This is a genomic window from Mucilaginibacter sp. SMC90, from assembly GCF_022811725.1.
In the GTDB taxonomy this organism is placed as follows: domain Bacteria; phylum Bacteroidota; class Bacteroidia; order Sphingobacteriales; family Sphingobacteriaceae; genus Mucilaginibacter.
Genome location: NZ_CP094527.1, coordinates 8,027,354 through 8,047,574, shown reverse-complemented (window position 1 = coordinate 8,047,574; position 20,221 = coordinate 8,027,354). Strand labels below are relative to the sequence as shown.

20 protein-coding genes and 1 tRNA gene are annotated in these 20,221 nt (G+C 42.1%); 11 read left to right on the top strand and 10 right to left on the bottom strand.

The genetic code is table 11. The features are described 5' to 3' along the window. The first annotated feature begins 101 nt into the window (after positions 1-101). Both MTO98_RS33780 and MTO98_RS33775 read left to right on the top strand, forming a co-directional pair. Entirely contained in the window at positions 102-3,311 is a 3,210-nt protein-coding gene (locus MTO98_RS33780; RefSeq protein WP_243484165.1) for an efflux RND transporter permease subunit, read from the top strand. 11 nt (positions 3,312-3,322) lie between these two features. Further along, positions 3,323-4,750, top strand: a complete 1,428-nt coding sequence (locus MTO98_RS33775; protein ID WP_243484163.1) for a TolC family protein — start codon at positions 3,323-3,325, stop codon at positions 4,748-4,750. An 811-nt stretch (positions 4,751-5,561) separates the two neighbouring features. Here the strand turns inward: MTO98_RS33775 and MTO98_RS33770 are convergent. Beyond that, the gene (locus MTO98_RS33770) at positions 5,562-6,452 is read right to left on the bottom strand and encodes a bestrophin family protein (RefSeq protein ID WP_243484162.1); all 891 of its coding nucleotides are present in this window, start codon (positions 6,450-6,452) and stop codon (positions 5,562-5,564) included. 25 nt (positions 6,453-6,477) lie between these two features. Beyond that, positions 6,478-6,954, bottom strand: a complete 477-nt coding sequence (locus MTO98_RS33765) for an MgtC/SapB family protein (protein WP_243484160.1) — start codon at positions 6,952-6,954, stop codon at positions 6,478-6,480. 356 nt (positions 6,955-7,310) lie between these two features. Here MTO98_RS33765 and MTO98_RS33760 point away from each other — a divergent pair, with 356 nt between their 5' ends. The 4 genes from MTO98_RS33760 (at position 7,311) to MTO98_RS34355 (ending at position 8,896) form a co-directional block, all read left to right on the top strand. Then, the gene (locus tag MTO98_RS33760; RefSeq protein ID WP_243484158.1) at positions 7,311-7,751 is read left to right on the top strand and encodes an Hsp20/alpha crystallin family protein; all 441 of its coding nucleotides are present in this window, start codon (positions 7,311-7,313) and stop codon (positions 7,749-7,751) included. Positions 7,752-7,807: 56 nt separating this feature from the next. Continuing rightward, complete coding sequence (locus MTO98_RS33755; RefSeq protein ID WP_243484157.1) at positions 7,808-8,101, top strand: hypothetical protein; 294 nt, start codon at positions 7,808-7,810, stop codon at positions 8,099-8,101. 198 nt (positions 8,102-8,299) lie between these two features. Next, positions 8,300-8,521, top strand: a complete 222-nt coding sequence (locus MTO98_RS33750) for a hypothetical protein (RefSeq protein ID WP_243484155.1) — start codon at positions 8,300-8,302, stop codon at positions 8,519-8,521. Positions 8,522-8,773: 252 nt separating this feature from the next. Continuing rightward, a complete protein-coding gene (locus tag MTO98_RS34355) occupies positions 8,774-8,896 on the top strand; it encodes a hypothetical protein (protein ID WP_256464348.1) in 123 nt (40 codons plus the stop codon). Positions 8,897-9,322: 426 nt separating this feature from the next. Here the strand turns inward: MTO98_RS34355 and MTO98_RS33745 are convergent. From MTO98_RS33745 to MTO98_RS33710, 8 genes are all read right to left on the bottom strand, one after another. Then, a tRNA-Pro gene (locus MTO98_RS33745) sits at positions 9,323-9,396 on the bottom strand. Between the two features lie 444 nt (positions 9,397-9,840). After that, a complete protein-coding gene (locus MTO98_RS33740; RefSeq protein ID WP_243484153.1) occupies positions 9,841-10,458 on the bottom strand; it encodes a hypothetical protein in 618 nt (205 codons plus the stop codon). Between the two features lie 61 nt (positions 10,459-10,519). Then, positions 10,520-11,020, bottom strand: coding sequence for a hypothetical protein (locus MTO98_RS33735; protein ID WP_243484152.1), 501 nt, complete (start codon positions 11,018-11,020; stop codon positions 10,520-10,522). Positions 11,021-11,079: 59 nt separating this feature from the next. After that, a complete protein-coding gene (locus tag MTO98_RS33730; RefSeq protein WP_243484151.1) occupies positions 11,080-11,394 on the bottom strand; it encodes a hypothetical protein in 315 nt (104 codons plus the stop codon). Positions 11,395-11,519: 125 nt separating this feature from the next. Then, positions 11,520-12,062, bottom strand: coding sequence for a hypothetical protein (locus tag MTO98_RS33725; protein WP_243484149.1), 543 nt, complete (start codon positions 12,060-12,062; stop codon positions 11,520-11,522). Positions 12,063-12,115: 53 nt separating this feature from the next. Then, on the bottom strand, positions 12,116-12,907 hold the full coding sequence (locus MTO98_RS33720) for an abortive infection family protein (RefSeq protein WP_243484147.1): 792 nt from the start codon (positions 12,905-12,907) through the stop codon (positions 12,116-12,118). A gap of 88 nt (positions 12,908-12,995) precedes the next feature. Continuing rightward, the gene (locus MTO98_RS33715) at positions 12,996-13,205 is read right to left on the bottom strand and encodes a hypothetical protein (RefSeq protein ID WP_243484144.1); all 210 of its coding nucleotides are present in this window, start codon (positions 13,203-13,205) and stop codon (positions 12,996-12,998) included. Between the two features lie 184 nt (positions 13,206-13,389). Then, positions 13,390-14,103 carry a hypothetical protein gene (locus MTO98_RS33710; protein ID WP_243484142.1) on the bottom strand — a complete coding sequence of 238 codons (714 nt, stop codon included), beginning with the start codon at positions 14,101-14,103 and terminating at the stop codon, positions 13,390-13,392. Positions 14,104-14,505: 402 nt separating this feature from the next. Here MTO98_RS33710 and MTO98_RS33705 point away from each other — a divergent pair, with 402 nt between their 5' ends. The 5 genes from MTO98_RS33705 to MTO98_RS33685 all read left to right on the top strand — a co-directional run bounded on the left by MTO98_RS33705 (position 14,506) and on the right by MTO98_RS33685 (position 19,882). After that, positions 14,506-14,946, top strand: coding sequence for a hypothetical protein (locus tag MTO98_RS33705; protein WP_243484141.1), 441 nt, complete (start codon positions 14,506-14,508; stop codon positions 14,944-14,946). Between the two features lie 199 nt (positions 14,947-15,145). Next, positions 15,146-18,475, top strand: coding sequence for a DUF4175 family protein (locus MTO98_RS33700; protein WP_243484139.1), 3,330 nt, complete (start codon positions 15,146-15,148; stop codon positions 18,473-18,475). A 1-nt stretch (position 18,476) separates the two neighbouring features. Continuing rightward, positions 18,477-18,899: an ATP-binding protein gene (locus tag MTO98_RS33695; RefSeq protein ID WP_243484137.1), complete on the top strand. Its 423-nt coding sequence runs from the start codon at positions 18,477-18,479 to the stop codon at positions 18,897-18,899. Beyond that, positions 18,899-19,324 carry an rRNA maturation RNase YbeY gene (gene ybeY, locus MTO98_RS33690; protein WP_243484135.1) on the top strand — a complete coding sequence of 142 codons (426 nt, stop codon included), beginning with the start codon at positions 18,899-18,901 and terminating at the stop codon, positions 19,322-19,324. The genes MTO98_RS33695 and ybeY overlap by 1 nt, the downstream gene beginning before the upstream one ends. A 42-nt stretch (positions 19,325-19,366) precedes the next feature. Beyond that, a complete protein-coding gene (locus tag MTO98_RS33685) occupies positions 19,367-19,882 on the top strand; it encodes a glutathione peroxidase (RefSeq protein ID WP_091174940.1) in 516 nt (171 codons plus the stop codon). Positions 19,883-20,221: the final 339 nt, after the last annotated feature.

Here is a 20,221-nt window from a genome sequence, read left to right as displayed (position 1 = left end):
CAGGGCAAGGGCCTGAACCTGCCGGCAGTATCCAAAAAGTTTAAAAGGAGACTGCCCCTGGAAGCCTTTGCCCTAAACGAAAACATAAAAATCACAAAGCCATGTTAAGAAAATTCATAGAAAGACCAGTGTTGGCGACCGTTGTCTCCATCATGCTGGTTATACTGGGAGGCGTGGGGCTTAGTAAACTCCCCATACAAATGTTCCCTGATATTGCTCCACCAACTGTACAGGTGAGGGCCTTTTACCCCGGCGCCAATGCCGAAACCATATTGAGGTCTGTTATCCCTCCGCTCGAAGAAGCCATCAACGGCGTGGAAGATATGGCCTACATGAGTTCATCAGCAACAAACGATGGCTCACTGGTCATCAGCGTTTACTTTAAGCTAGGCACCAATGCCGATCAGGCTGCGGTGAACGTGCAAAACAGGGTATCGTCGGCAACAGGTTTGCTGCCTCCCGAAGTGGTTCAGGCAGGTATTACTACCAAAAAAACTCAAAATGGCCTTATTATGGGGGTTAACCTCTTTGCCGAAGATGAAAAGGTATTTGATAAAACCTTTATAGCCAACTACGCCACCATCAATATCCTGCCCGAAATTCAGCGTATCCCAGGTGTGGGTGAGGCTCGCATTATTGGTGCAAGTAAAGATTACTCCATGAGGGTATGGCTTAAACCCGCACAAATGACGGCCTACCATATTACCCCGGCAGAAGTGGCCACTGCCATTCAAAAACATAACCTTGAAGCTGCTCCCGGCCGTTTTGGCGAAAGTAGCAAGGTGGCTTTTGAATACGTGATCAATTATAAAGGCAAACTCAACGAACCGGGCGATTACGAAAATATGGTTGTACGCACCAACACTGATGGTTCGCTGTTACGGCTGAAAGATATAGCACGTGTAGAATTGGGTGCTTATACTTATGGTACATTCAATACGCTTACCGGTCGTAACCCCGATTTTACCAACAAGCCGGCCATTACCATTCAGGTGTTACAGCTGCCTAACTCCAACGCGAGGGAAATACAGATTAAGGTTGAAGACCTGATGCAAAAAGCATCCAAAACTTTCCCGACCGGTTTACGCCAGCAAATTATCTGGTATTCCAAGGATCTGCTTGATCAATCCATCGAACAGGTATTGCATACGCTGGTTGAGGCTTTCGTGCTGGTATTTATCGTGGTGTTTTTATTCCTGCAGGATTTCCGGTCCACGTTAATTCCCGCTATCGCGGTGCCTGTCGCGCTTATCGGTACGTTCTTTTTTATGTCAATGTTCGGGTTCTCCATTAACCTGCTTACGTTGTTTGCACTGGTACTGGCTATTGGTATTGTGGTGGATGACGCCATTGTGGTAGTAGAAGCCGTGCACGCCAAAATGGAACATAAAAAGCTGGATGCCAAATCGGCAACGCTATCGGCTATGCACGAAATTACACCGGCCATTATTGCAATTACGCTGATCATGGCCGCGGTATTTTTGCCCGTTGGCTTTATGGAAGGCTCGGCAGGCGTGTTTTATAAACAATTTGCGTTTACGCTGGCTATTGCCATCTTTATCTCAGCAGTTAACGCGCTTACCTTAAGCCCTGCATTGGCCGCGCTTTTTCTGAAAAATGTACACCATGATGGCGATCCGGTTAAAAAAACAACTTTTAAACAGCGCTTTTTTGCCGGTTTTAATACAGGTTTTGAAAGGGCTACTAATAAATATGTAAAAGGCTTAAAATGGCTCATCCAGCATAAGGCTGCTGCCATTTCGGGATTGGTTTTAATCGTAGTGATCTCGGTTGCGCTGGTACGTCATACCCGTACCGGATTTATCCCTTCTGAAGATCAGAACTTTGCGGCAGTATCCATCACGCTGCCTCCGGGTTCTTCACAGGAACGTACCCAACAGGTGATGAAACAGGTTAATGACCGCCTGCTACCAATGAAAGTGATTAAAAGCTTTACGCAGATCAGCGGGCTTAATATCTTCACCAATGCCACCAGCCCTTCTTCGGCCGTAGCGTTTATGGTACCTAAAAAAGATCGCGGCGACATGGGCGACCTCAATGAGATTATGGCCGATATGCGCAGGCGTGTAGCCGATATTAAAGGCGCTACCATCATTGTATTTACAATGCCAACCGTGCCGGGTTTCGGTAACGTGGATGGGCTTGACTTTGCCCTCCAGGACCGTACCGGCGGTAAACTTGACCATTTCAGCTCGGTTAGCCAGAAATTCCTGGCCGAATTGAATAAGCGCCCCGAAATAGCTTTGGCATACACCGCTTTCCGTGCCGATTATCCGCAACTGGAAATGGTTATCGACAAAGAAAAAGCAGCATTGCTGAGGGTAGATGTTGATGCTGTAGTTAAAACCATGCAGGCTTATTATGGCAGCCAGCAGGTGTCAGACTTTAACCGCTTTGGCAAGTATTACCGGGTGATGCTTCAAGCCGAAAAGGCAGACAGGTCAACTCCGGCCTCCATCGCAAATATTACTGTAAAAAGCGATAACGGTGAAATGGTGCCAATCAGCTCGGTATTGAGCCTGAAACCGGTACTCGGTCCTGAAACTGTAACACGTTACAACCTGTACAATTCCATCCCGATGAATGCCAATCCTAAAGCAGGGTACAGTACCGGTGATGCCATCCGTGCAGTGGAACAAGTAGCGGCCAAAACCTTACCTCAGGGATATTCATACGAGTTTTCGGGTGTAACCCGTGAAGAGATCATTTCGGGCGGGCAGTCGGTTTATATCTTCCTGCTTTCCCTGGTGTTTGTTTACTTCCTGCTTGCAGCGCAGTACAACAGTTATATCCTGCCTTTCTCGGTGTTACTTTCTATCCCAACAGGGGTAATTGGGGTGTTCGCCGCCATCGGGATAGCCGGTATCGAAAACAACATCTATGTACAGGTTGCATTGATCATGCTGATTGGCCTTTTAGCTAAAAACGCTATCCTGATCGTCGAATTCGCGGTTCAGCGCAGGCACGCAGGCGAAACATTGATAACTGCCGCTATTGAAGCAGCTAAAGCAAGATTAAGACCAATCATCATGACCTCCATTGCCTTTGTTGCCGGTATTTTACCAATGATGCGGGCAACCGGTCCTTCAGCTGCGGGTAACCATTCTATCAGTGTTGGCGCGGCAGGGGGGATGATCACCGGTGTTGTGCTTGGTGTCTTCATCATCCCGGTATTGTTCGTGATCTTCCAGTTCCTGCATGAAAAGGTATCATCTAAACGAACCATGGAGTCTGATGATGCCCACCATAGCCATGAACATGCCCTATTAACCGAAACTGCTAAAAATTAATTATTAAAATCATGAAAATCTATCATAAACTGAGTACAGGTCTAACCTTCGCGTTAGTGCTTGTCCTCCTGATAACCGGTTGTGCGGTGCCTAAAAGCACCGCTCCGCTGACCGGCATCAGCGAAAAAAACTTCAGAAATGACACTGGTAACACTACCGGCAAAAGCATTGCTAACTTACCCTGGAGGCAATTTTTGGCCAACCAGGAACTGGGCGCGCTGATTGATACCGCACTTTTGAGAAACACCGATCTGCAATTGGCTTTAAAGGATATTGAGATTGCCAACGAGCAGCTAAAAAAAGCAAAAAGCGGCTTATTGCCAGAAGTTGGGCTGAATGTAAACTCCAGCAATAGCTTGCCTGCTGATAATAGTTTGAATGGCCTTACAGCCTCACAATTTCTGGGTACAAAAAATCTGGATAATTATACTGCCGCGCTTAATGTATCGTGGGAGGCAGATATCTGGGGCAAGGTAAAAAATCAAAAAAGAGAGGCCCTGGCCGATTACCTGAAAACGCACGAAGCTCGTAAAGGTGTGCAAACTATGCTTGTAGCATCGGTTGCTACGGCTTATTATAACCTGCTGATGTTTGACCAGCAACTGCAAATAGCCCGGAAAAATGCTGCGCTAACCGATAGTACTTTAAGCATAGTAAAACTTCAATACCGCTCCGCGCAGGTTTCTTCATTGGCTGTTGAGCAAACCGAAGCGCAACAACTGGCCGCAACTCAGCTGATCCCCAAATTACAACAGGCCATAAACGAGCAGGAAAACGCTTTAAGTGTGTTGGTAGGTATCCCTCCACAAGCTATAAAACGCTCAGGCAATTTACAAGATTTGCAAATGCCTGAAGGACTTTCTGCCGGGTTACCCTCAGAGATGATCAGTCGCAGGCCCGATGTTAAAAGCAACGAGCTGGAACTGGAGGCAGCTACTGCAAAAATTGGTTTAGCACGTGCTGTGATGTACCCGTCCATCAGCATTTCTGCGCAGGGCGGCGTTAATTCGTTAAAGACAAGCAACTGGTTTAGCCTGCCGGGCTCTCTGTTTGGAACTGTTTTAGGGAGCGTGACTGAACCTATACTTGCAAAACGGGCGCTGCGTACGCAATATAACGTTGCTGTATTTGAAAGAGAAAAGGCCGTCGACCGTTTCCGCCAATCGGTGCTTAATGCCTATGGCGAAGTAGCCGATGCACTAACCGGCATCGATAAATTGGGGCAGCAACAAGAAATAGCTGCTAAGCGTGTTGCTAAATTAAATAACGCAACACGTAATGCTAATCTGCTTTTTAAAAATGGCATGGCTAATTATCTCGAAGTAATTACAGCCCAAAGCAACGCTCTTTCAGGCGAACTGGAACTTGCATCGGTGCGCCGGGCAGAAGCAACCGCGATAATCAATCTTTATCGTTCGCTGGGAGGCGGATGGAACTGATTGGGCAGTTGTAAATAAGAATATACGGTTTGGATTAGGATTGGCTGTGTTTTCGTTTAACCGTAAGAAAGTCTGCTCAATTGGGCAGGCTTTTTTAGTATTTTGCAAAGCCAGGTACGGCCCGGACCTTAAACTACGCGGTTCGAAAATTGCACAATAAGGGTTAACTAAAAGTGCTCCAGTTCGTTCAAAACGCGTATTTGTTCGAAAAAGCGGTTCGAATTCCGTCCAGTTAGGGGAGCGATTAGTTACCCAACAACATTGCGGAAGTGGTTATGTTTTCTCATCAATCTATGCGGGTTAACTTTCACCATCGCTGATAAAAACCTATACTCGAACGTATAACGTAAGCTACCATAAAAATGCCCCGGGATTGATAGATAGATCCAGGAGACTGATTCAGTCAAGGCCTATTACAACATTATCGTAGATATCGCCTGTCAGTAAACCCGCCGATCCTGCCCGTGTGCAGATCAGAGATTAAGATCCGTCCCATCAATGAAGTGATAAAACCCACCGCACCCAATAAACATTCCGGAGATCTCAATCTGACATTTTTTAAAGCAGGAGAATCGCGCCGGATGATGATTTTATTCACATGAAATTAAAAAGGCCGGGCATTATGCCCGGCCAATCTGTTAATAATCAAAAGTACACTTAGAACGCCATCTACATTAAGGCTAACCACCCGGATTAGTTTATCGCCCCGTATAAATTTCCACGGAACCCCTTCAAGAAATGCAGGACCGCACCCGCAAAACCCGATCAAGGAAACCCGAAACCCCTGCTTGGCTGAAAAGCCATTCAAAGCCTACATCATATAATAGGACTCCGGCTGCTCAGGAACCGGAGGGTTCACAACGCTAGTCGTCATCTCCCGCAGATTACTTTCAATCGTCCTGCTCAAAGTCGTCATCGGCGTATCCGTAGGCCTGTTCTCGAAAGGATCCTGCATCAGGATCGCCGTCCGCTCGATACAAATGAACAGAACCGGGATAACAAAGGTCAGAGCCACTTCTACGAACTTAGAATTATCCTCCAGCCCGAATGGGAGCGCCGTCATCAGTACATAAATGATAAAATGCAGCAACACACTGTAAGAACGCGGGAACACCGTATTCTTGATCCTTTCACATTTACCCATGGAATCACAAAGCCGCGCGATCGTCGCGTCCACCTGCACCTGTCTGTTGGCATCCAGATCGAATTTCCGTGTCGCCTCTGCCAGTAAGCTCGTATGCCGGCTTAGTAAATAATTCGGCAGGTTGGCCGTTTTTATTTCCTGCTGCTGCACATATTCCGCAACGATCCCCGAGAAAGGGACTTTTCTTAGGTTCTGCGAAAGCGCGTGACACCAGGTGATCTGTTGCTCCGTAAACCTCCGGACATAGGCGGCCCCTTCCGCGTTAGCAGGCAGGAACTGCTGGACCTGCCTAATCAGCGTCCGGCTGTCGTTCACGATAGCCCCCCATACCGTCCGCGCTTCCCACCAGCGCTCATAGGACTGCGAGGTCCTGAAAGCAAGCAGCAAGGATAACAAAGTGCCGATGAACGTAGAAACCGACAACGGGATACTCACCGTCTTCAATAACCAATAATGATCAAATGTACCGGCCAGGACCGCGTAAGCCGCGATAGCGATCACATCGAATTTGATCTGGTTCACAAAGTAGAAAATAGACAATCTTTTGTTAAGCAGCATATTTCAAATGATAAATAAAGTTTGTTTAAAGGTCCGATTGTCCCTGATCATCGCCGTTGGCTTTCCGTACCCCGCTCTTCAATCTCACGTACCACTTCCGGTGATGCAGGGAAAGCAAAAAATAAATAGCCGCAGTCGACACCAGCGCTGTGACAAACAGTTCCATACCAATGGCCACTCCCACCCCGGCCGTACACCATACCGTGGCAGCCGTGGTAAGCCCTCGCGCCCCGCTCCCCTCCGTATCCTTAAAAATTATCCCCCCGCCTAAGAAACCGATCCCTGAGATCACATAGGCGATGATCCTCGAAGCGGAAGCACGGTCCCCCAGGTCCAGCCCGATATCCGTAAACAAGCAGGCACCAAGGCAAACCGCCGCGTAAGTCCGGATCCCCGCGCTTTTCCCGTCCCGCTCCCGGTCGTAGCCAATAGCTCCACCCAACATTAAGGCAACGACCAGTTTCAGAATAATCGGTCCTTCTTTAATGATATCTATTTCCATGTTGCCATTCGATAACACCATAACACAATCGCTGTTTCGATCAGACAATATTATTTACGCTGCCACCCTCATCCGGGTACAGACGCGTAGGGCCAACTCGATATTGACCGCCCCGCCAACAGACAAAATCCACAGGCGGGAGGAGTAAGATCAACGCCGCTCCCGGCCCCGCGTGCACATCCAATCCTGCACCACCCCGAAATTTTGACAGCCGGTCACTGAAATTTTTTCACCGAAACTGAATTTTTTTCAGCGCCGGTTACCCTCCACGCAGCTGGCACAGCCCTTGTTAGGCAACAGGTAGTTTAATTAACATTATAAGTTTCATTCATTAATTCATTAAGGAGGAAAGACCTATGACATTGGTTAAATTCAATCCCGCTAAAAACAACGGTTCATTAATGCCAGGCTTTAATGACGTATTCGATTCCATCATCAACGACACTTTTTTCAACGACCGCCTGACCAGCCGTGTACCCGCGGCCAACATCAGCGAGACCGAGGACTATTACCATGTAGAGCTCGCCGCCCCCGGCCTGAAAAAAGAGGATTTCAAACTCAACCTCGACCGCAACGTCCTTAACGTTTCTGTAGAAAATAAGGGCACAAACAGCGGCGATCAGAAAAACTACAGCAAACGCGAATACAGCTACAGCTCCTGGGTGCGTTCGTTCACCTTGCCGGACAGCGCCAACTTGGAAAACATCGAAGCGGCCTATACCGACGGCGTACTTAAAATAGACATCGCCAAACGTGACGAAGCCAGGGTCGGCCGCCGCCAGATCGAGATTAAATAATTGTCCATTCGTTTAACCATCAACACGGCCCCCGGAGGGGGCCGTTATCATCTGCTATGGACTCACCATTCTACCTGCTGATCAGCCTGAAAACACCTAAAAACTATGAGCCCTTCGGCGAATTCGACCTCGGCAACGACCGGGAATCCGCCCACGAGCTTTTTTACAGCCTCGAAGGCAACCCGGAGATAGACGAACACTGCCGTTTCCATATCGACCTCATCGAAACGGTTGATACCCTCCCGGAAAAGATACGCAGTAAATGCTGCAGGCTGGAGGAACTGGGTGTTAACACCGAAAAGATCGCCCTGGAAATATTCAGGCAAAAAAATTTAACCGGCGAACCGTGACCGCAGACCCCTATAAAAAAATCCGGTGAACAATCATCAACCCTGCCTGTATCGATTTAACGCAATGCCTTATGCCCCGGCAGGTACAAAAGCCGCTAGATCTGAAATAATGTATATTGTCACTGAAGTGAGCTTAATTACGTACTTTTTAACTAATTGTTTATTATCTTAGCAGAATTACATTAAACCTGTGCTAGCATGGAAAATTTGGTAATACTCAGAATGTTCTTTTGTTTTCCCCTTGCCGGTCTGCTGGTACCGGACGCTATCATTGTATTGTCAGAAAAGCCGAATCGCATCCCCGTTACACACCTGATTATCGAACTGCTGCTGATCGCATTGATTTCACTGTGCAGCGCCGTAATCTACTATAAAAGACGAAACAGGAAATCACCCGAAGATCAAACCTTATTTTCCTGATAAAAACGCAAAACGAAGCGTCTGCGGAGATAGCGGCCAATTTCGTTTCCTGAAATCGCCTGCAACAAACATGAAGCTGCTACCTCTTCAGCTACGACGTCTAACTAGAATAAACCTTTACGCACGGCCTGATGCCTCCGGTATTTAATGATAAAAGAGCGTTGCCGCTAAGGGCAAAGTGTCATAAAGAGGTTAAAGGATCGTAGAAGTAACCGATCCGGGAGCACTTTGAAAACCAACCGCAGAAGAACAATGATCACAAAAACACTGCTGATTTTTCTCGTTTTTGCCATCATCTATATATTGTTGCGCCGCGACGGCGATGATGACCTCTTCGCATGTTTAATTACGCTATCCAGCCCTGATGGCCTCTAATTTTAAGTGATCAGATATCTCCTATGTGCCCTGTCGGAGAAAATATGACCCTATCCAAACATGTAAAAAATATTCCCCTGTACAAATCATGTAATGAACAAAATGATACATGTTCGCCTAAATACCGATAAAGAACTGAAATACCAGGACGAAATATTCCGTATCTAGCTAATAGAGTATCTTAATGATAAACATTTGATTGTTTCAGGTATAGCGTTGATATTCCGTTCTAAGAGCTAATGCTAGTTCAGTTCCATCTAGATGTGGAAACCGTTTTGATCGCTCTAATTAATTTATCTCAACGAAGTAATTAAAATGTTTTTTTGACTAAAAAAATATAGATAAACATAAATAAAGTGTTAGACCTATGTTAGACCCAATAAAAAAGGACTTGGATTTTTCAATCGTAAGTCCTTGATTTTCAAGTCGGGATGGCGGGATTCGAACCCACGACCTCCAGCACCCCATGCTGGCGCGATACCGGGCTACGCTACATCCCGATTAATGTATGGCCGGGGTACAAATATAGTTGTTGTTGGTAAAATTCAAAACGCTATTGTGCCCTTTAAGCCTCTTATGAGGTGTTTCATCTCTTGTTTGTACTTTGTTGACCTGTTTGTGTCTACCAATTGATGTGTGGTTAATAAATGATTGTTAATGCTATTGCTACTGAATTAGTCTGGTAGTACACAAAGTAGTATACAGATTATTTGTCCTTAAGTTAGTTTGCTTTTCATGCTGTTTTGTTTAAGTGAATAGATAATTATTTCGCCAACACTCAGGTTTGGTGCGATAAAGCAAGAAAGGAAACGGAATAAATAGGTTGTGTGGTGCCTGCGGGTTTATGCCGTAGTATTTTTTGCGCTCCAGAAGCACCAGCCTTAACTTTGCTTGATAATTATTATTCATAATATCCCTTTTTTATAAATTTCTTTCACGGAGATTCATTTTTGCCGGGTTACACCAGGAGCGATAGTTGTTTCTGTAGTAGTACTTGAGAGAGTTACTAATGATTCTGAGTAACGGTGTTTAAAAGCGTTTGCTATGTTTGCTAATAAATAAGCATCTGAGGTTCTTTCGATTTCGATGTATAAATTATTTACATATTGCTTAAAATCATCAGAAAGGACGTTAGCATTGAGAGATATTACAGAATCACCTGTTTTGTCGAATGTTTCAAATAACTTTCTATTATCGGATTTATGAATGCCAAATACTTGATCTGATCGTTGTTGGGGAAAGAAAGAGTGCATTAAACCGTGTCGATAAGTGTGTGCTAAAGTTTTAACAACAGAATCAGAATAAGTAGCCGGGAAATAATTGCCATGCTTTATCGCTATAGTGATGTTGTCCTCTGCATTACCCAACCTCCCTTTTTCTATTATTAAAAAGCCGATAAACTCTAACGCACCTAAAATGAGCATTGCAGTAGGAACAGCACATGAGTTGCCGTTTGATTGCGGTTGAATAGTGTCAAGTAATTCTAAGTCACCTACTATGTACTTAATTATATTCTCATCAAACAGTCTCAATGCTGATTTCCTGTTTTCTTCAATTGTCATAATAATTCAATTTTGAAGCAGTTTGTAAATTATTAAATCGTGTTGTAACATACAGCATTGATCATTTGGATAAACTGGAAATTTGAGCTTCCAGGCTTTTTATCTTAATTTTTAATTGCTCATTTTCTTTTTTGATATCCCCCAACTCTTTGAATTTGTCAATAGTTTCCCAACTGAAAGCATTTTCTAGATCGTGTATCAATGGCATCAACGTGTGCACGATGAAGAAACCAATAGCACCTACCGAATGAAATGACCTACATTCTCCGGTGCGTTTCTCCTTAACTACGGTATTGCGCTCCGTTGAGTATTTGCCAAAAATGTCTGTACCCAGATCGACGATAATGAAGTTATTTAATTCAATTGGCTTGTAGTTCCCATTAAAGTCTACTGCTGTATGAGCAAATAAATCTCCCTCATTAAGACCGACCTTTACATGCCTATCAAATTCTGTTTTAATAATTAATTTGATGGTGTCGGGTATTGCTTTAATCAATTCAAAAGAACTCTTATCGATAATTGTCTTTTCATCGTTTAATAATGCAGAATAAAATGCTTCCACTGTTTTTAAATAGGGTTAAGTAAAGGTTATAATTAGCGTCCGGAACTCAATGTGATAATTTATTTGGCATCGCTTTTATAAACAACGTCCTTTACAAGGTCATTTATTTTTCTCCTTTGAATAGGTTGTCTTAAATAAACCTGTAAAAGCTCGTACAAATCGACATCAGAGTTAGAACCTCCATTGAGATTTAAAACTTTTACAAAAACTTTGACAGCCTTATTTATATCATTAATATTAATTTTATTGAATTGATCAGTACTTAAAATAGAAGGTATAGTATTAAATACTGGAGAGGAGTCTTCATTTTTAAATTTAGTGTTTAAGAAAGTAATTAAACTTTCATGGAGTTTTTGATCGTTTTCTTTTGTCATAGTTTCATTTTAGTTATAGGTGTTATATGAAATATTTAGTAGTCTATAGAACTTGATAATTGTGTTAATGGCGATTAAGGAATGTCTACAGCCTCAATATTACTTCGAAAACGAAATCGATCTATTTACTCGAATTTTTTTAATAAATAAAAGATGGTTTCATCAGCTATATCGACATTTGCTTCTTTAATTTGATCAAAAGTTATATTAGAAATATCATCGTTTATTTCTCTAAGCCTAAATACGAAGCGCGGATCGTCAACCATTATTTGATTTATAATATTATATGCGTTGAAATATCGGGATTTAACAATGTTCTCAATAGCGTAAACTGATTCCGGAAAGTGTTTCTCTTGATAAATCTTGGAAAAAAAAGTTGAAATTCCTTCGTTTAAATTATTAGCATCTGCTTTGCCAGTTGGATATAACAAATGACAAACTTCATGAGATAATTGATATATAAATTGTAACGGATAATTTATGCAGCCAGTGGAAAGCACTATCGAGATACGTTTATTTGGATAATAGTATATATAAGGGCCGTTATCTCGAAATTCTAAACCAACATAAGTCCACTCTTTATCCCTCGCGCCAAACATGCATTCTGCATAATTAAGCGCATCCAAAAACCAACTTGTCGTATTTGTAATTATTTCGTCATTAGTCATTCTTTTACTATTATGTCCGTTTCTTAATTCGATAAGTTGACCATCCCGTTTTATTAGAAAGGAAGATCGTCGTCATTTTGCGTTTCCTTGTTGCTTTGAGCGAGCTTGGGAAATTTCAACTGGTAGTAAGAGTTAAGAAATAGACCAACGGTAGTTACCGTATTAACAATAAAGTTGGTGTAGACAGGATCATTAATTAAGTAATCGCTATCAGTTTTTCCATGAAAGGTGGTTTTTTCACTTCTAAGCTTTTCTATGGTTTGATTGATCGCTAGTAGAGAACTTCCAATAGTTTTTATTTCTACAGGGTATTCAGCATTGGTAATATTAAATTCTTGTAGAATTATAATCGTTAGCTTATAAAGAGTTTCACCTTTTTTGACTTTACCACTGATCCTATTGTCTTTTAAAATCTCTTTAATTATACTTTCAAGAGCGGAATTAGCCAGACCTATAGCCGTACTTGGATCTGTTTCAATTTGCTTATAAGCCTTCGTAAATGTATCATAAGCTGTTTTATAGTCAGATTTTAGAACGTTTTTAAAAGTCGGGATAGAGGGAATAAAGTCGGGGGTGTTCACTCCTAAATCAATAGCTATCTTTAATAAAATGTCTCCAGGCATTGAATGAAGTGTTGCCGGTAAATCAATCTTATCGTTTTCTTTTTTTACTATTGAAAAGTTCTCCCAGTAGTTATTATTGAATCCCGATGGTTCAAAGTTATTCTCATGCCATTTCGAAATATAATGTTTAACATTCTCATATGAACCAAATTCTGTCCAAATAACATCATGAATCGTTTTTATTAATGTCATTTGATACTTAGGTGAGATAAGGTCGTTCATCCGTCTTTTTTAATGTTTTATTAAATCTAAGTTATTATAAATTATAATATATAATTCTGTTTCGACCTAAGTATTTAAAGCTTGGCTATCAAATTAAATAGCTCACCAAGGCCTTTTTCATCCCTTCATTAACCATTCTCTTTACATGCGCATCGGAGCTTTCACCATATTTCGCCTTTGAAAAACTATCCAGCTCCATCTTCTTTTGAAGTTCCGTTTTTGGTTGGGTTTGAGTGTGATTACAGGATGAGAAGATTGAGAATGCGAAAGCGATACCCAGTGTTAAATGCAATTTCATATTGTGAATAGGTTATAGAAACTAAGCTATAGAAGATATTTGAAATTGCAATAATGATCTTTAATAAAAGATCGACCGTCATTTTTTGAGCAACAACATTAAGTCGCTTGCCTTAGCTATAAGTATGAAGAGAGCGGTGTGCTACACTTTACCTTCCTTTTTTATGCCGAAATGTGAAACACAATTATTTCTTTATCAACGGTTCGGTATAAGTTAGCGAAAACTTTCCGGATAGTTTTAGCGGGGCTCCGTGTTCGTTGTATTGAACTTTACCAGTTGATTTTATTTCTTTGGGACGGCTGCCGTCTAATGGGTTAATGATATAGGTCATTGAAAAATCGGTGCCGGTTTTAAACGATTTTTCAACAGCATCAATAACCGCCTGGCGGTGCCTTGCATCTACAACCATTACGGCTTCATCAAACAGGGGCCTTTGCTGTTTTGAAAATCCCCGTATCCTCAGGCCATATTCGGAAAGCGTAACTTCTCTGCTGCCAAAATCCAGCGACCAATCCCACAGGGTACGGTCATAAGCGACTGTCAGTTCAAGGCAATCCAGTATTTCGGATAATTGGTCGTTAAGCCGGTCGGATTTTACGTATGAAAGTTCTAATTCTTCGCCCAATGCCAATAGTTCTTTTTTCAAAGCGGCAACTTCATTATTTAAGGCCTGATTTGTTTTAACCCTGGTTTCTTCTGTAGCAGAAGGGAAAACTTCCCCGATTTCAGGGAGAGCACTTTCTATTGGTTGTATCTTATACGTTTTGTTGCGGCGGGTTAAAAAAACGTTGATATATATAAGGCAAAATATTGTAGCATAAAATAATATATTTTGCCAGGCCCCGCCTACACTTAAATAGTTCAATATGGAGGTATTGAGATGGTTCGGCACAGTCATGATAGGGCAGCGGGTTAAGTTAGTGCAAGGTAATAATTAACTATACGCTTAACAACCCGTAAAATCACCTATTTTACGTTAATTTATTTTATGACAATTAACTTACGATTAAAATTCGGGTAATATTATAATATCCAAAATTGATCGTTGCCCATCAGTAAGGTCCTGATATTGGGTGCATTGCCAAGTTTTGGCAAAAGAACTTGTGGCAGCGAAATTTCTGTGGAAAAAATATAATTTTTATAAAAAAAACCAGTTTTATATTTTACCAATAAGCCTGTTGAATAAAGAGTTTTTATTAGTCAATGCTCTTCAATAATCGTGATCCTCGTTAGGTGTGCACGAGCAGGCTATTGCTATTTTGTTGCCCGCTATGTATCTTGTTGGCACCCTTAATAAATTATGAACAGGTCATTTATATATAGCTTAAAAGTTTGGTTGCTGATGGTTATTATAGCACCCTTACTGCACCTCGCACTATCCTGGTTCATTATTGAAAATCCCGAAATAAGCCTTATTGAAGAAATTCAAAAAGACTATATCATTTTTGCGGATATGATTTTGTTGGTTACTATTCCTTTTGCCTTTGTATTTTGGATAGCGGTGTATTCTTTATCAAAAAAAAGAGACCCTTTTTATATAAAACAAGCTTTAACCACAGCAATACTAATAATTACTATACTACCTTTTTTTGAATTACTGTTTGAAAAAAGCGTGTCGGCCGTATCATCAATTGCAGTAATTATAATTCCCTATTCAATTACCGGGATAGCCGGAATATGGCTGCACAAGCTGGAGCCTGCAGAAGTTGAAGACGAAGAAGCGGTTGAAGAACAAGAATAGCACAGCACCATAATTTTCTTATCATCACGTTAAAACAGTACATTGCTCTATAAAGCAGGCTAATCGTTTTTTATTGTCATAAAATGATTAACATTTTATTATTATTGCTTTAATTTTTAACTTAAACCAACCATTATATATATAATACACGGCTTCTGCGTTCAATTGGTTGTGTATTTAATGTTTTTCCGCTTGCAATATGGCCTCGACAGAAAATTATGAACTTTTGCTTGGCAAAATCAATACTTTCACCCGGAAGTATTATTTCAATAATTTTTTGCGCGGATTAATATTTTTAGGTGCCGGTATTTTTACTGCTTATGTAGTTATTACCCTGAGCGAATATTTTGGTAATTTCAGCATCCTGCTCCGGAGCATTCTTTTTTACTTTTTTATACTGCTTAACACGATACTGGTTTGCTGGCTGGTTTTGCCATCGCTGCTGGCCTGGCTTAAATTGGGCAAAACGCTTACCCATGATGAAGCTGCCGAAATCATAGGCCGGCATTTTAACGATGTTCATGATAAACTGCTCAATACCCTGCAGCTTAAAAAGCTGGCTGCCGAAGATGAGAGCCACCGCGCACTTATCGAAGCCAGTATCGATCAAAAGATAGAGGCACTTAAGCCGGTAAGTTTTCCGTCGGCTATCAACCTTAAAGAGAACACTAAATATTTAAAATGGGCCCTTGGTCCGCTGGGGGTGATTATTATCATTGCTTTGGCCGCGCCCTCTGTGTTAACCGAGAGCACTAAAAGGCTCATCAGGCATAACGAATACTTTGTACCTGCAGCTCCTTTTAAGTTTGTTGTGTTAAATAAAACGCTTTCGGTTGTTCAGGGGAATGATTTAAAGCTTGATCTGAAACTTGAGGGGGATAAGCTGCCTGCCGATGTTTATGTTGAAACAGGCGAGAACACATTTAAGCTTGATAAAGATAACACGAGCCGTTTTCACTACCAATTCAGCAACCTGCAGCAAAACACCCGCTTTAAATTGTCCGGTAATGGATTTAGTTCGGTAGTTTACGAAATTAAAGTAAATCAGAAACCGGCGCTGCTCCATTTTGATGTGGAGCTGAATTATCCGGCCTATCTCCATAAAAAAAATGAAAAGCTGCTTAACGCCGGCGATTTGACCATACCTGCAGGTACAACAGTAAACTGGCAATTGCATACCCAGTTTGCCAGTGCCCTCATGTTTGACATGAATGGGCAAAGCCATCCGGCGGTACAAAACGGAGCCGACCTGTTTGAACATCGTGAGCGGATCATGAAAAGCGCTGTTTATAAACTTTTGCCGGTTAATGCGCAGGTAAGTCAAAGCGATTCTGCAGCTTATCGCATTAATGTTATTGCCGACGAAGCGCCTTCTATTATGGTTGAGGAGAAACCGGACTCAGTGAGCATGAAAGCATTTTATTTTAACGGGAAGATCCAGGACGATCACGGATTTTCGTCGCTCACGTTTCATTACACTATCGAAGCTACGGGCACTACTAAAGAAAAGGACTTTACTAAAAAGGTTAATGCCAATCTGGCCCAAACGCAGGCCGATTTTTTTTACTACTGGAACCTGAAGGAAATGGGTATTAGTCCCGGCAACCGCGTAAGCTACTTTTTTGAGGTTGCCGATAACGATGAAGTGGCCGGACATAAAACAGCGCGTACAGCAAAACATACACTAAATGTCCCGGATAACAATGAGATTAACCAACAGTTAAATGCCGGATCAAAAGCTATAAAAGAAAAAATGCAATCGGCTATCAAATTGGCCGGACAGGTTGAACGCGATGCTCAAAAGCTAAATCAAAACCTGCTGAACAAAAACACGCTTTCGTTTGATGAGAAAAAACAGGTGGAAGACCTGATGCAAAAACGTAAGGACCTGGAAGATCTGGTAAAAGATATCCAGGCAGATAATAAAAAGAACTTGTACAACCGCCAGGAAAATCAGCAGCAAACGGAAGAGATCATGGCAAAGCAAAAACAGATAGAAGACCTGTTTAATAACGTACTTGATCAAAAAACAAAAGAGCTGCTTCAAAACCTGCAGCAAATGTTAAACGAGCAGCAAAAAGATGCCACCCGCGATGAGTTGTCCAAAATGCAGATGGATAATAAATCGTTGAAAAAGGAACTTGACCGTGTGCTGGAGCTTTATAAAAAGCTGGAATTTGAACAAAAGCTCAATCAAAACCTCGATCAGTTAAATAAGCTGGCCGATGAGCAGCAAAAACTATCAGAACAAACCAAACAACCCGGGGGCGATCAAAAGAACTTACAGCAACAGCAGGATAAATTGAAGCAGGATTTTCAGGATGTAAAGAAAGGCTTTGACGAATTACAAAAGACTAACGATCAGGCCGAACGCAAGTCCGACTTTCAAAACCCCGAAAAAGAAACTAAAGATATTGAGCAGCAGATGGATCAAAGCGCCGGTGACCTGCAAAAAAAGGATAATTCAAAGGCTTCAAAGTCGCAGCAGCAGGCAGCAAAACAAATGAAGGAACTTGCCGCAAAAATGCAAAAGGATAGCGATGAGGGCGAATCAAAAGAAAATGCCGTTGATGCCCAACAGCTGAGAGAGCTGTTAAAAAGCCTGGTTAACAGCTCGTTTAACCAGGAAAAGCTGATGCAAACGCTTAAAAACACTAATCCTACAGATCCATCATATGTTACTTTATCACAAAGCCAAAAGGATATTAAAGACAACCTGAAAACGGCCGAAGACAGCCTGTACGCCATTAGCAGGAGGGTGCCGCAGATCCAGTCGACAGTAAATAAGGAGATTACAAGTATCAACGAACATATTGACCAGGCCCTCGAATTTCTGGGCGACAGGCGCACGCTTGAAGCTAACCGCAATCAGCAATATGCCATGACATCCATGAATAACCTGGCCCTGATGTTAAGCGAGGCGCTTGAGCAAATGCAAAAAATGATGAACAAGGGCGGTAAAGGGGGCAAGGGCAAACAACAGTCAATATCGCAACTGGCTAAAATGCAGCAGCAGCTTAATCAAAATATGCAGAAGGCCCGCGAGCAGATGCAGCAGCAAGGCAACCAGGGCAAGGGCCAACAGGGCAGTAATGGCAATATGAGCGAGCAGTTTGCTAGAATGGCACGTCAGCAGCAGATGATACGTCAGGCTTTGCAACAAATTGACAGGGATGAAAACAAAGACGGTACCGGAGGGTTGGGCAATTTGGATAAAATTTCGAAAGAAATGGAACAAACGGAACGTGATCTCGTAAACAGGAAGATTACAGATGACGCGCTAAAAAGGCAGCAGCAAATACAAACCCGGTTATTAGAGGCTGAAAAGGCCGAGCAGCAACGAGATCAGGATCAGCAACGAGAGAGCAATGCGGGTAAGGATTTGCCGCCGGGATACATAAAGGCACTGCAAGGGTACCAGCAACAAAAAGCAAAGCAGACGGAGCAGATCAGAACGGTATCTCCGGCACTTAATTTGTATTATAAACAAAAAATTAAATCTTACTTTGATCAACTTAACGCCAAATAATATGGAAGAGGCAAATGTTCAAACCAGCGAGCTATACACGTTGCAGCTGCCGTCAAAACCGGAGAGCATAACGTTGCTTGAGCAGCTGATAGAAGAAATTGCTGATAAATATCATATTGCAGAAGATACTTTTGCAAATATGATGACCTGCCTTAATGAAGCGGCTATTAATGCTATTGTGCACGGAAACAAACAGGATGAAAGCAAAAAGGTGATTGTTAATGCCGAGGTTGAGTCCAAACGCATTGTTTGGACTGTTACCGATGAAGGCCCTGGCTTTGACTATAATAACCTTGCTGATCCTACAGCTCCCGAAAACCTCGAAAACCTGACCGGAAGAGGCGTGTTTATCATCAAACACCTGGCCGATCAGTGCATCTTTAATGCATCGGGTAACGAAATTGAACTTCACTTTAAGATCTGATGCCCGCTATTAATTTTTTTGAAGAAGACACTACTTTTAAGCCGAAACAAAAAGCACAATTAAGACAGTGGATAAAAGAAACGGTAATTGCCGAAGGCTTTAAACTGAAAGAGCTTAATTATATTTTTTGCTCAGACGCATACCTGCTGCAAATAAATCAGCAATATCTTGATCATGATACTTTTACCGATATCGTAACTTTTGATAATTCGGAAGTTGAAGGGGATATTGTGGGTGATATTTTTATTTCGATAGATCGCATCCGTGAAAACGGGGCCCAATTTAAAACCGGCGAAACTGATGAACTGCATCGCGTTATCATTCACGGGGCCCTGCACCTTTTGGGTTACACAGATAAAAGTGTTGTTACAAAACAAAAAATGACACAAAAAGAAGATGAGTACTTAGCTAAAAGAAATTTTTAGCCTTACTTTTATACTCGATTATAAAAATCAATTGTAAAAACCATGAAAACACTGGCACTCATCATCGCCTTATTATTTGCCACAGCACCTTCTTCAGTATATGATTTTAAACTGAAAACTATTGATGGCAAAGATTTTAGCCTGGCTAAATACAAAGGCAAAAAGGTATTGATCGTAAACACAGCCTCAAAATGCGGCTTTACCAAGCAATACGCCGATTTGGAAAAATTATCTGAGCAATACAAAGGCAAACTGGTTGTAGTTGGTTTCCCTGCCAATAACTTTGGCGGCCAGGAGCCGGGCACCAACCAGGATATCAAAACCTTTTGCAAAGAGAACTTCAATGTAAAATTCCCGATGAGCGGTAAAGTAAGCGTTTTAGGTTTGGATATCGATCCGTTGTTCCAATACTTAACAACTGCTCCAAATCCTGATTTTACCGGCGACATCAAATGGAACTTTGAGAAATTCCTGATTGATGAAAACGGTAAACTGATCCACCGTTTCAGGTCACAAACAACGCCGTTATCTGAGGATATTACTAAGTATTTAAATTAAGACTTTGCCTTTTTGAAGGTATAGGGCTCCGGCGATAGCCGGGGCTTTTTTGTTGGCAAAAAATGTCATTGCGAGGAGGAACGACGAAGCAATCGCATGCTATACAGAGCGGATATGCTTCCGTGCGGTTGGTCCGCTGCGCTTATAATGACATAAATTTTTCGACATGATCTGATTTTTGTGTCTGTTCAACACAATGTATTGACGCAATAAAACTTTTTCCTATCTTTGGTTCATCATCAAATGATCACAACAAACATAAAATATGGCACCGAAGAGAACCTGAAAGTTCTCATCCAGACATTTCTTGTCTCGGAGCCTTTTTTTAATGATCCGCCA

Bases quoted from the DNA above. Each gene is read 5' to 3' on its own strand.
- MTO98_RS34355 (WP_256464348.1), top strand. From the start codon at position 8,774: ATGATCACAAAAACACTGCTGATTTTTCTCGTTTTTGCCATCATCTAT.
- ybeY (WP_243484135.1), top strand. From the start codon at position 18,899: ATGCCCGCTATTAATTTTTTTGAAGAAGACACTACTTTTAAGCCGAAA.
- MTO98_RS33775 (WP_243484163.1), top strand. From the start codon at position 3,323: ATGAAAATCTATCATAAACTGAGTACAGGTCTAACCTTCGCGTTAGTG.
- MTO98_RS33700 (WP_243484139.1), top strand. From the start codon at position 15,146: ATGGCCTCGACAGAAAATTATGAACTTTTGCTTGGCAAAATCAATACT.
- MTO98_RS33710 (WP_243484142.1), bottom strand. From the start codon at position 14,103: ATGACTGTGCCGAACCATCTCAATACCTCCATATTGAACTATTTAAGT.
- MTO98_RS33725 (WP_243484149.1), bottom strand. From the start codon at position 12,062: ATGACTAATGACGAAATAATTACAAATACGACAAGTTGGTTTTTGGAT.
- MTO98_RS33750 (WP_243484155.1), top strand. From the start codon at position 8,300: ATGGAAAATTTGGTAATACTCAGAATGTTCTTTTGTTTTCCCCTTGCC.
- MTO98_RS33740 (WP_243484153.1), bottom strand. From the start codon at position 10,458: ATGACAATTGAAGAAAACAGGAAATCAGCATTGAGACTGTTTGATGAG.
- MTO98_RS33760 (WP_243484158.1), top strand. From the start codon at position 7,311: ATGACATTGGTTAAATTCAATCCCGCTAAAAACAACGGTTCATTAATG.
- MTO98_RS33715 (WP_243484144.1), bottom strand. From the start codon at position 13,205: ATGAAATTGCATTTAACACTGGGTATCGCTTTCGCATTCTCAATCTTC.
- MTO98_RS33695 (WP_243484137.1), top strand. From the start codon at position 18,477: ATGGAAGAGGCAAATGTTCAAACCAGCGAGCTATACACGTTGCAGCTG.
- MTO98_RS33730 (WP_243484151.1), bottom strand. From the start codon at position 11,394: ATGACAAAAGAAAACGATCAAAAACTCCATGAAAGTTTAATTACTTTC.
- MTO98_RS33755 (WP_243484157.1), top strand. From the start codon at position 7,808: ATGGACTCACCATTCTACCTGCTGATCAGCCTGAAAACACCTAAAAAC.
- MTO98_RS33765 (WP_243484160.1), bottom strand. From the start codon at position 6,954: ATGGAAATAGATATCATTAAAGAAGGACCGATTATTCTGAAACTGGTC.
- MTO98_RS33685 (WP_091174940.1), top strand. From the start codon at position 19,367: ATGAAAACACTGGCACTCATCATCGCCTTATTATTTGCCACAGCACCT.
- MTO98_RS33705 (WP_243484141.1), top strand. From the start codon at position 14,506: ATGAACAGGTCATTTATATATAGCTTAAAAGTTTGGTTGCTGATGGTT.
- MTO98_RS33780 (WP_243484165.1), top strand. From the start codon at position 102: ATGTTAAGAAAATTCATAGAAAGACCAGTGTTGGCGACCGTTGTCTCC.
- MTO98_RS33720 (WP_243484147.1), bottom strand. From the start codon at position 12,907: ATGAACGACCTTATCTCACCTAAGTATCAAATGACATTAATAAAAACG.
- MTO98_RS33770 (WP_243484162.1), bottom strand. From the start codon at position 6,452: ATGCTGCTTAACAAAAGATTGTCTATTTTCTACTTTGTGAACCAGATC.